The organism is Kitasatospora sp. NPDC056783 (assembly GCF_042789895.1).
GTDB lineage: Bacteria > Actinomycetota > Actinomycetes > Streptomycetales > Streptomycetaceae > Kitasatospora.
In genome coordinates this window covers 1-9229 of the sequence record NZ_JBHUAF010000351.1, presented here as the reverse complement: position 1 = coordinate 9229, position 9229 = coordinate 1, and the positions used below count along the sequence as shown (strand labels likewise).

Sequence of the window (9229 nt, the reverse complement as noted above, 5' to 3'; positions counted from 1 at the left end):
CGGCCCGGGTACGGCTGAGCGGCGGCCCGGCTAGCGCAACGCGCTCCCGGCCGTCCACTGCTCCCACGGCACGTTCCAGCCGTTCAGCCCGTTGTCCGGCGGCACCGGGTCCCCGGACGAGGCCCTCACCTCCAGCACGTCACCCGGGACGGTGTGCTCGAACAGCCAGCCCGCCGGGGAGTCCTTGCTCGCCCCGTCCTTGGCGTCGGCCAGCCCGATGCAGCCGTGGCTGGTGTTGGCGGTGCCGAACACCGCCGGGTCCGCCCAGTAGTTGCCGTGCACGAAGGTGCCGGAGTTGGTGAGCCGCATCGCGTGCGGGACGTCCTGGATGTCGTACTCGTCGCCCATCCCCACGGTCTGCGAGTTCATCCTGGTCACCTTGTACATCTCCGACACCACCATCACCCCGCGGTAGGTGGAGTGTTCGCGGCTGCCGCCGGAGACCTTGAGCACCCGGAGCACCTTGCCGCCCTGGCCCGCCCGGACGGTCAGCGTGTGGGCGTCCAGATCGACGGTGGAGACCTGCGCCCGGCCGACGGTGAAGCGCAGGTCCCGGCTCTGGGTGCCGAACTGGCCCGGCGCGCCCTGCACGTCCTTGAGCCGCAGCGCCACCGTGACCTTGGTGCCGGCCGCCCAGTACCGCTGCGGGCGGAAGTCCAGCCGCCGGCCGTCGAACCAGTGCGCGGCCACCGCCACCGGCGGGTCGGCGGTGACCTGGACGGCCCGCTCCACCGCCGCCCGGTCGGTGATCGGACGGCTGAAGCGCAGCGAGACCGGCATGCCGACGCCGACGGTGGAGCCGTCCTCCGGGGTGAAGAAGGCCGCGAAGGTGTGCGCCCGGGCGACGGTCGTGAACTCCGAGTGCTGGGCCGCCTTCCGACCCTGGTCGTCCTCGGCCACGGAGTCCAGGGTGAACGCCGTCCCGAGCGGCAGCGGGCCGTCCGGCGCCCAGCCGGTGCCGTCCGCGGCGATCGTGCCGGGCACCTCGGTGCCCTTGGTGTCGGCCAGCCGTACGGAGACCAGCCGCCCCTGCGCGACGGCCACCCGCACCGGGCCCTCCGGCGGCACGCCCTGCGCGCCGTCGGCCGGCTGCGCGGTGAGCACCGCCCTGGACGGCGCCGGCGGCGCGGTGTACCCGCCCGCCGTGGCCGCGTCCCCGTCCGGCACCACCGGGTCGCCGCATCCCGCCAGGACCGCCAGGCAGCAGGCCACCGCCGCCGCGCCCCGCGCCCACACCCGTCCTCGGCGCCGCATCCCGGGGCCCTCCCACTGTTCACGTTTCGACACCGGGGACAACGAGGCGCCTCCCGGCGAAGACACGCCGGGCCCCGGCCCGGCACGCCCCCCTGCCCGCCATCCGCCGGTAAGCCCCCGTTCAACGGCTTCCGATCTGCACAATCCGGGAAAGAGAGGTGGGCGGGGTCCGGGACACCCCGCCCAGGGAGGGCAGGCCATGGTGTCAGGGCAGGAGCTGGAAGCCGGAGCACCGCCGGACGGCCCTCCGTGGCCCGGCAGCTGGCAGCCGCTCGGCGCCCGCTACCGCACCGACCGGCTCGGCCGTCACGGCACCAACTTCGCGCTCTGGGCGGGCGGCGCCGAGGCCGTCGACCTGTGCCTGTTCGACGAGGACGGCCGGGAGAGCCGGCACCGCCTCACCGAGCAGGACTTCCAGGTCTGGCACGGCTTCCTCCCCGGCGTGCGCCCCGGCACCCGCTACGGCTTCCGCGTGCACGGCCGCTGGGACCCGTGGACGGGCGCCCGCTGGAACCCGGCCAAGCTGCTGCTCGACCCGTACGCCCGTGCCGTCGACGGCTGTTACGCCTCGCACGGCGCCGCCTGCGCCGCCGTCCGCGACTGGCCCGAGGCCGACGTCGCCGACACCGTCCGGGACAACCGCGACTCCGCGCCCCACGTGCCCCGGTCCGTGGTCGTCCACGACGACGACGACTGGTACGACGACCACCGCCCGAAGACCCCGTGGGCCGAGACGGTGCTCTACGAACTGCACGTGCGCGGCTTCACCATGCGCCACCCCGACGTCCCGCCGCGGCTGCGCGGCACCTACGCCGGCCTCGCCCACCCCGCGGCCCTCGCCCACCTCACCCGCCTCGGCGTGACCGCCATCGAGCTGCTGCCGGTGCACCAGCACGCCAGCGAGGACCACCTCCAGGCCCGCGGGCTGGTCAACTACTGGGGCTACAACACGATCGGCTACTTCGCCCCGCATGCCGGCTACAGCGCCTCCGGCTCCCGCGGCGGCCAGGTCGGCGAGTTCAAGCGGATGGTCCGCGCCCTGCACGCCGCCGGGATCGAGGTGATCCTCGACGTGGTGTTCAACCACACCGGCGAGGGCGGCGAACTCGGCCCGTCGCTCTCCCTGCGCGGCATCGACAACGCCGCCTACTACCGCCTCCCGCCGCACCGCCCGCGCGGCTACGCCGACTACACCGGCTGCGGCAACACCCTGGACACCCGCCGCCCGCAGGTGATCCGGCTGATCACCGACTCGCTGCGCTACTGGGTCACCGAGATGGGCGTGGACGGCTTCCGCTTCGACCTCGCCGCCGCCCTGGCCCGCGGCGGCCCGAACGGCACCGCCGACGTCGACATGGACCACCCGTTCCTCGCCGCCGTCGCCCAGGACCCGTTGCTCAGCCGGGTGAAGCTGATCGCCGAGCCCTGGGACGTCGGCCCGGGCGGCTACCAGGTCGGCGGCTTCCCCCCGCCGTGGGCCGAGTGGAACGACAAGTACCGCGACACCGTCCGGGACTTCTGGCGCGGCGCCCGCCCGGACGTCCGCGAGCTCGGCTACCGCCTCTCCGGCTCCTCCGACCTCTACCAGCGGGCCGGCCGCCGCCCGTACGCCTCGGTCAACTACGTGACGGCGCACGACGGTTTCACCCTGCGCGACCTGGTCTCCTACGACCGCAAGCACAACGAGGCCAACGGCGAGGACAACCGGGACGGCACCGAGGACAACCGCTCCTGGAACCACGGCGCCGAGGGCGAGACCGCGGACCCTTCGGTCAACGCGCTGCGGCTGCGCCAACTGCGCAACCTGACGGCCACCCTGCTGCTCTCGGCGGGCGTCCCGATGCTCACCGCCGGGGACGAACTGGGCCGCACCCAGGGCGGCAACAACAACGCCTACTGCCAGGACAACGAGGTCGGCTGGCTGGACTGGTCGCTGCTGGCGCAGCCGGGCTGGCGGGAGCTGTGCGAACTCACCGCCCGGCTGGTCCGGTTGCGCCGGGCCCACCCGGTGCTGCGCCAGCGGGCGTTCTTCTCCGGCCGGGCCGCCACCCCCGGAGGCCGGCCCGACCTCGCCTGGTTCACCCCGCGCGGCCGGGAGATGACCGAGGCCGACTGGTTCGCGCCGACGGCCTGCCTCGGCATGCTGCTCTCCGGCACCGCGATGTCCGAACGGGACGAGGCCGGGCGGCCGCTCGCCGACGACAGCTTCCTGCTGCTGCTCAACGCGGGCCACCGGCCGGTGGTGTTCACCCTGCCCGGCGAGCCCTGGACGGCGCCGGCGGCCGGCTGGGAGTCGGTGGTCGACACGGCCGCCACCGCCGACTCCGCCGCCACCGGAACCGGCCCGGACGGGCCGCCCCCGCGCGGCGCCGTCCCCCTGGCCGGGCGCTCGCTGCGGCTGCTGCGCGCGCCCAACCAGGACTCCCCGGGTCAGCTGCCGGCGACCCCGACCGCGACGTTCTCCAGCACGCCGATCGCGTCCGGCACCAGCACCGCCGCCGAGTAGTAGGTGCTGACCAGGTAGGAGGCGATCGCCTTCTCGTCGATGCCCATGAACCGCACGTTCAGGCCCGGCTCGACCTCGTCCGGGATGCCCACCTGGGTCAGGCCGACCACGCCCTGGTTGTCCTCGCCGGCGCGCATCGCGATGAACGAGGTGGTCTGCTGGGCGGACACCTGGATCTTGTTGCACGGGAAGATCGGCACCCCGCGCCAGGTCGGCCGCTGCTTGCCGAGGACGACGGCGGTCTCCGGGTAGACGCCGGCCCGGTTGCACTCCCGCTCGAAGGCCGCGATGGCGCGCGGGTGGGCGAACAGGTAGTCGGTGTCACGGCGCATGCTCAGCAGCTCGTCCAGGTCGTCCGGGGTGGGCGCCCCGGTGCGGGTCTGGATCCGCTGGTCGAAGTCGGCGTTGCTGAGCAGCCCGAACTCCGGGTTGTTGATGATCTCGTGCTCCTGCCGCTCGCGCAGGGCCTCGATGGTCAGCCGCAGCTGCTCCTCGGTCTGGTTCATCGGCTGGTTGTAGAGGTCCGCGACCCGGGTGTGCACCTTGAGGACGGTCTGCGCGACGCTCAACTCGTACTCGCGCGGCCTGAGTTCGTAGTCCACGAAGGCGCCCGGCAGCTCGTACTCGCCCTGGTGGCCGGCCGAGAGGTCGATCTCCGCCTCACCGTGGTCATTCTGCGCCTGGGCGGCGTCGGCGGCGAAGCCCAGGAGTTGCTCGCGCAGCGCCCCGGAGCGCTCGATCAGCTCCTGGAGCGCCGGCCAGGACAACGCCATCACGACCCCGGCGGTGGCCGCCTTCACGGTGTACGGCCAGGTGCCGCCGCCGTCGGTGATCGCCTCGTCGCCGATGTGGTCGCCGTCGGCGAGCGAGCCGAGTTCGGTCTGCTCGCCGTACTTGCCGGTGCCGACCCGGTCCACCTTGCCGTGCGCGATCAGGAACACCTCGGTGATCGGCGAGCCCTCCTGCACCAGGACGTCGCCCTGCGCGACGTCCCGCTGGACGAACCGGCGGGCCAGGTCGGCCAGCACCTCCTCGTCCTCGAAGCCGCGCAGCGCCGGCACCTCGGCCAGCGAGGCGGGGATCACGGACACCGACGAACCGGTCTTGGCGAAGCTCACCCGGCCGCGTCCGGGGGCGTAACTCAGCCGTCGGTTGACCCGGTAGGTGCCCGCGCTGACCTGCACCCACGGCAGCATCTTGAGCAGCCAACGGGAGGTGATCTCCTGCATCTGCGGCTTCGACTTGGTCGTCGTCGCCAGGTTCCGCGCCGCGGTCGTGCTGAGGCTGAGCTGGGCCCGTACCTGCACGGTTGCGGAGCCGGGCCCGGGGGTGGGTTCGGTTTCGACCGTCATGTGCTCACTCCTGTCACTCGCGTATCCATGTGCATCCGTCAGGAGATGTCATCGGCCGATCGGCAGGCGCTCGCAAGAGGCGCCCGGCGCACTCATCCCTGCACGAACGACGGCACACGCCCCTCGTTCCGCGCCTGCTCCGCCCGTTCGGGTGGCCGGTTCTCGACGGGCGGACCTGACAGGGGCGAAAAACCGGATGAGAAATGACGGCCTCTCCGCCTACCCTCACCGCGATGGCCGAGAACCGACAAGACACCGAGAACACGACCCCGGAGGGCCCCCGAGCCGACGGGGCCGACCGCCCCCCGCCGCGGCACTCCGCGGTCCGCTCCCTGCTGCGCCTGTGGCCGTACGCCCGCGCCGTCCGCGGCCGGCTGGCGGTCTCGGTGACGGCCGCCTCGCTCGCCATGGTGAGCACCCTCGCCGTCCCCGTCGTCCTCGGCCGGATCGTGGACGGCCCGCTGGCCGAGCGCGACCTGGCCGGCCTCTGGCCGCTGGTCGGTCTGCTGCTGGGCCTCGGCCTGTTCGAGGCCGCGCTGTTCTACACCCGCCGGGTGGTGCTGGCCCGCCCGCTGGCCGGGCTGGAGACGGCGATGCGCGGGGACCTCTTCGCCAAGCTCCAGCGGCTGCCGATCTCCTTCCACGACCGCTGGGGCTCCGGCCAGCTGCTCTCCCGGGCCACCGCCGACATGTACACCATGCGGCTGTTCCTGGCCTTCCCCCTGGTCTTCCTGATCGTCAACACGGTGATGTTCCTGGCCGGCACGGTGGTGATGTTCACCCAGGACTGGCGGCTCGCGCTGATCGCCCTGGCACCGTTCGTGCCGCTGTTCCTGTTCACCCGGCAGTTCGAAGCCGGGTACTCCTCGGCCTCCCGGCTCGCCCAGGACCAGAACGGCGACATCGCCACCGTGGTCGAGGAGTCCGTCCTCGGCATCCGCATCCTCAAGGCCTTCGGCCGGCACCGCTCGATGGCCGACCGCTTCCGCGCCCAGTCCCAGGAGCTGCGCCGCACCGAGCTGCGCAAGTCCCACCTGCTCGCCAACCTCTGGGCGATCACCGTCGGACTGCCGGAGCTCGCGCTCGGCTGCGCCCTCGCCGTCGGCTCCTACCTGGTCGCCCACGACGAGCTGAGCGCCGGCACCCTGGTCGCCTTCCTCTCCACCGCGCTCGCCCTGCGCTGGCCGGTCGAGTCGCTCGGCTGGCTGCTCGCCTACTCCAACGAGGCCGCCACCGCCACCGACCGCTTCTTCGAGGTGATGGACGAGCCGGACGACCCCGAGACCGGCACCGCCACCGAACTCGGCGCCGCGGACGGCATCCGCTTCACCGGCGTCCGCTTCCGCTACCCCGACGCCCCCGAGGACAGCCCCGACCTGCTGGCCGGCATCGACCTGCACATCCGCAGCGGCGAGACGATGGCCCTGGTCGGCGCCACCGGCAGCGGCAAGACCACGCTCACCGCGCTGCTCCCCCGGCTGTACGAGGCCACCGCCGGCACCATCACGCTGGACGGCCGGGACATCCGCGAGCTGCCCCGCCAGCGCCTGCGCGAGCTCGTCGCGGTCGCCTTCGAGGACCCCACCCTGTTCTCCGCCACCATCCGGGAGAACGTCCTGATGGGCGCCCCGGGCGCCGACGAGGAGCAGCTGCGCTCCGCGCTCGCCACCGCCCAGGCCGGCTTCGTCGAGAAGCTCCCGCAGGGCGTGGACACCGAGGTCGGCGAGCAGGGGCTGAGCCTGTCCGGCGGCCAGCGCCAGCGCCTCGCGCTGGCCCGCGCCGTGGTCGGCGACCCGGCCTTCCTGGTGCTGGACGACCCGCTCTCCGCCCTGGACGTGCACACCGAGGCCCTGGTCGAACGGGCGCTGCGCGAGGTGCTCGGCACCAGCACGGCCCTGGTGGTCGCCCACCGGCCCAGCACCGTGCTGCTCGCCGACCGGGTCGCGGTGCTGGCGGACGGCCGGATCGAGGCCGTCGGCACCCACCAGGAACTGCTGCGCGACTGCGCGCACTACCGGGAACTGATGTCGGGCGAGGCCTCCCTGCTACCCGAACGGACCAGCGCATGACCACCACCGCCGCACCCGTGCAGGCCGGGCCCGCCGACCCGGCCGAGGAGGAACTGCCCTCGGCGCCCGCCGACGAGGAGGACATCCCCGTACCGCCCGGCGCGCCCGGGGCGCTGCTGCGCTCGCTGCTCGGCCCGCACCGGGCCCGGATCGCCGCCGCGATGCTGGTGATCCTGGTCCAGCAGGCCGCGCTCCAGTCCGGCCCGCTGCTGGTCGCGGTGGCGATGGACCGCGGCATCCCGGCGCTGCGCGAGCACGACTCCGGGCCGCTGATCGCGGTGATCGCGGCCTACCTGTTCTGCGCGCTGTTCGGTCCGGTGCTCCAGTGGGCGTTCATCAAGATCAGCGCCCGGGTGAACCAGGACGTCGTGCTGGAGCTGCGCGGCCGGATCTTCCGGCACGCCCAGCGGCTCGGCCTGGACTTCCACGAGCGCTACACCTCCGGCCGGATCATCTCCCGCGCCACCAGCGACATCGACGCGCTGCGCGAGCTGCTCGCCGAGGGCCTCCAGGAGCTGCTGACGGTCATCCTGTCGGTCTGCTACATCTCGGTGCTGCTGCTGGCGCTGGACTGGCGGCTCGGCCTGGTCTCACTGGCGGCCGCCGTGCCGCTGGGCCTGGTCGCCCGCTCCTTCCGCCGCCGCTCGCGCCGGGTCTACCGGCGCTCGCGCACCTCGGCCGCCTCGCTGATCGTCCGCTTCACCGAGAGCATGAACGGCATCCGCCCGGTGCAGGCCTTCCGCCGGGAGAAGGCCAACGACGCCGCCTTCGCCGTGGTCAACGGGCAGTCCGCCACCGCGACCGCGGACGGCCTGCTGGAGATCGCCCGCTACGTCGGCCTCTCCCGGGCCACCGCCAACCTGTGGACCACCGGCGTGGTGCTGCTCGGCGCCTACCTGGTCGTGGACGACGCGCTGGAGCTGGGCGTGCTCACCGCCTTCGCGCTCTACCTGCGCCGGCTCTTCGACCCGATCGACCAGCTGGCGATGTTCCTGAACAGCTACCAGTCGGCCGCCGCCGCGCTGGAGAAGATCTCCGGCCTGCTCGCCCACGAGCCGACCGTCGCCGAGCCGGACGAGCCCGTCGAGCTGCCCCGGGCCGCCGGCAAGGGCCGGGAGGTGGCCTTCGAGGGGACCCGCTTCGCGTACCGGACCGGCCAGGAGGTGCTGCCGCCCTTCGACCTGCTGATCCCGGCCGGCCAGACGGTGGCGGTGGTCGGCGCGACGGGCGCGGGCAAGTCGACGGTCGCCAAGCTGCTGGCCCGCTTCTACGACCCAACCGACGGCCGGATCCGGCTGGACGGCGTGGACCTGCGCGACCTCTCCGCCGCCGACCTGCGGCGCGGGGTGGTGATGGTGACCCAGGAGTCCTTCCTGTTCTCCGGCACCGTCGCCGAGAACATCGCGATCGGCCGCCCCGGCGCCACCCGCGAGGAGGTCGAGCAGGCCGCCCGGGACATCGGCGCGCACGAGTTCATCGCCGCCCTGCCGGACGGCTTCGACACCGACGTGCGCAAGCGCGGCGGCCGGATCTCGGCCGGCCAGCGCCAGCTGGTGGCCTTCGCCCGCGCCCTGCTGGCCGACCCGGCGGTGCTGATCCTGGACGAGGCGACCAGTTCGCTGGACATCCCCGGGGAGCAGGCCGTCCAGCGGGCGATGCGCACCGTCCTGGCGGGCCGGACGGCCGTGATCATCGCCCACCGGCTCTCGACGGTGGAGATCGCCGACCGTGTCCTGGTGATGGATCAGGGCAGGATCGTGGAAGATGGCTCCCCACAGGAGCTGATCGACGGCTCCGGCCGTTTCGCCACCCTCCACCGGGCCTGGCGGGACAGCCTGGTCTAGGGCTCCGGCCCGGGCCCCATGAATGTGCCCGTCCGGGTGCGCCGTCACGCACCCGGCCGGGCCGCCCCACTTCCCCGTGGTGAACACGGGGGCGGCCGCGCCTCCGGGTCACGGACGCGCGGCCGCCGCGGGTCCGCCGGACGGGCAGCGCCGCAGCCCGGCGGCCCTCCCGGCGGCCTCGGCCGGCCGGGCCCCCCGCCCCCC

General features: G+C 73.7%; 5 protein-coding genes. 3 read left to right on the top strand and 2 right to left on the bottom strand.

Annotated elements, in window-relative coordinates; translation table 11 throughout:
- Positions 1-30 precede the first annotated feature (30 nt).
- Positions 31-1254, bottom strand: coding sequence for an Ig-like domain-containing protein (locus ACFRMQ_RS32980; protein ID WP_380734418.1), 1224 nt, complete (start codon positions 1252-1254; stop codon positions 31-33).
- A 199-nt stretch (positions 1255-1453) separates the two neighbouring features.
- Here ACFRMQ_RS32980 and glgX point away from each other — a divergent pair, with 199 nt between their 5' ends.
- Positions 1454-3760 carry a glycogen debranching protein GlgX gene (glgX, locus tag ACFRMQ_RS32975; RefSeq protein ID WP_380734417.1) on the top strand — a complete coding sequence of 769 codons (2307 nt, stop codon included), beginning with the start codon at positions 1454-1456 and terminating at the stop codon, positions 3758-3760.
- Here glgX and ACFRMQ_RS32970 read toward each other — a convergent pair.
- The gene (locus ACFRMQ_RS32970) at positions 3685-5112 is read right to left on the bottom strand and encodes a family 2B encapsulin nanocompartment shell protein (protein ID WP_380734415.1); all 1428 of its coding nucleotides are present in this window, start codon (positions 5110-5112) and stop codon (positions 3685-3687) included. The genes glgX and ACFRMQ_RS32970 overlap by 76 nt on opposite strands.
- Before the next feature lie 233 nt (positions 5113-5345).
- On the opposite strand from ACFRMQ_RS32970, the gene ACFRMQ_RS32965 reads away from it, so the two are divergent.
- The gene (locus tag ACFRMQ_RS32965) at positions 5346-7181 is read left to right on the top strand and encodes an ABC transporter ATP-binding protein (RefSeq protein ID WP_380734414.1); all 1836 of its coding nucleotides are present in this window, start codon (positions 5346-5348) and stop codon (positions 7179-7181) included.
- A complete protein-coding gene (locus tag ACFRMQ_RS32960) occupies positions 7178-9025 on the top strand; it encodes an ABC transporter ATP-binding protein (protein ID WP_380734413.1) in 1848 nt (615 codons plus the stop codon). The genes ACFRMQ_RS32965 and ACFRMQ_RS32960 overlap by 4 nt, the downstream gene beginning before the upstream one ends.
- The last annotated feature ends 204 nt before the right edge of the window (positions 9026-9229 follow it).

Excerpts from the sequence above, each read along its gene's own strand:
- ACFRMQ_RS32980 (WP_380734418.1), bottom strand. The coding sequence starts at position 1,254 with ATGCGGCGCCGAGGACGGGTGTGGGCGCGGGGCGCGGCGGCGGTGGCC.
- glgX (WP_380734417.1), top strand. The coding sequence starts at position 1,454 with ATGGTGTCAGGGCAGGAGCTGGAAGCCGGAGCACCGCCGGACGGCCCT.
- ACFRMQ_RS32970 (WP_380734415.1), bottom strand. The coding sequence starts at position 5,112 with ATGACGGTCGAAACCGAACCCACCCCCGGGCCCGGCTCCGCAACCGTG.
- ACFRMQ_RS32965 (WP_380734414.1), top strand. The coding sequence starts at position 5,346 with ATGGCCGAGAACCGACAAGACACCGAGAACACGACCCCGGAGGGCCCC.
- ACFRMQ_RS32960 (WP_380734413.1), top strand. The coding sequence starts at position 7,178 with ATGACCACCACCGCCGCACCCGTGCAGGCCGGGCCCGCCGACCCGGCC.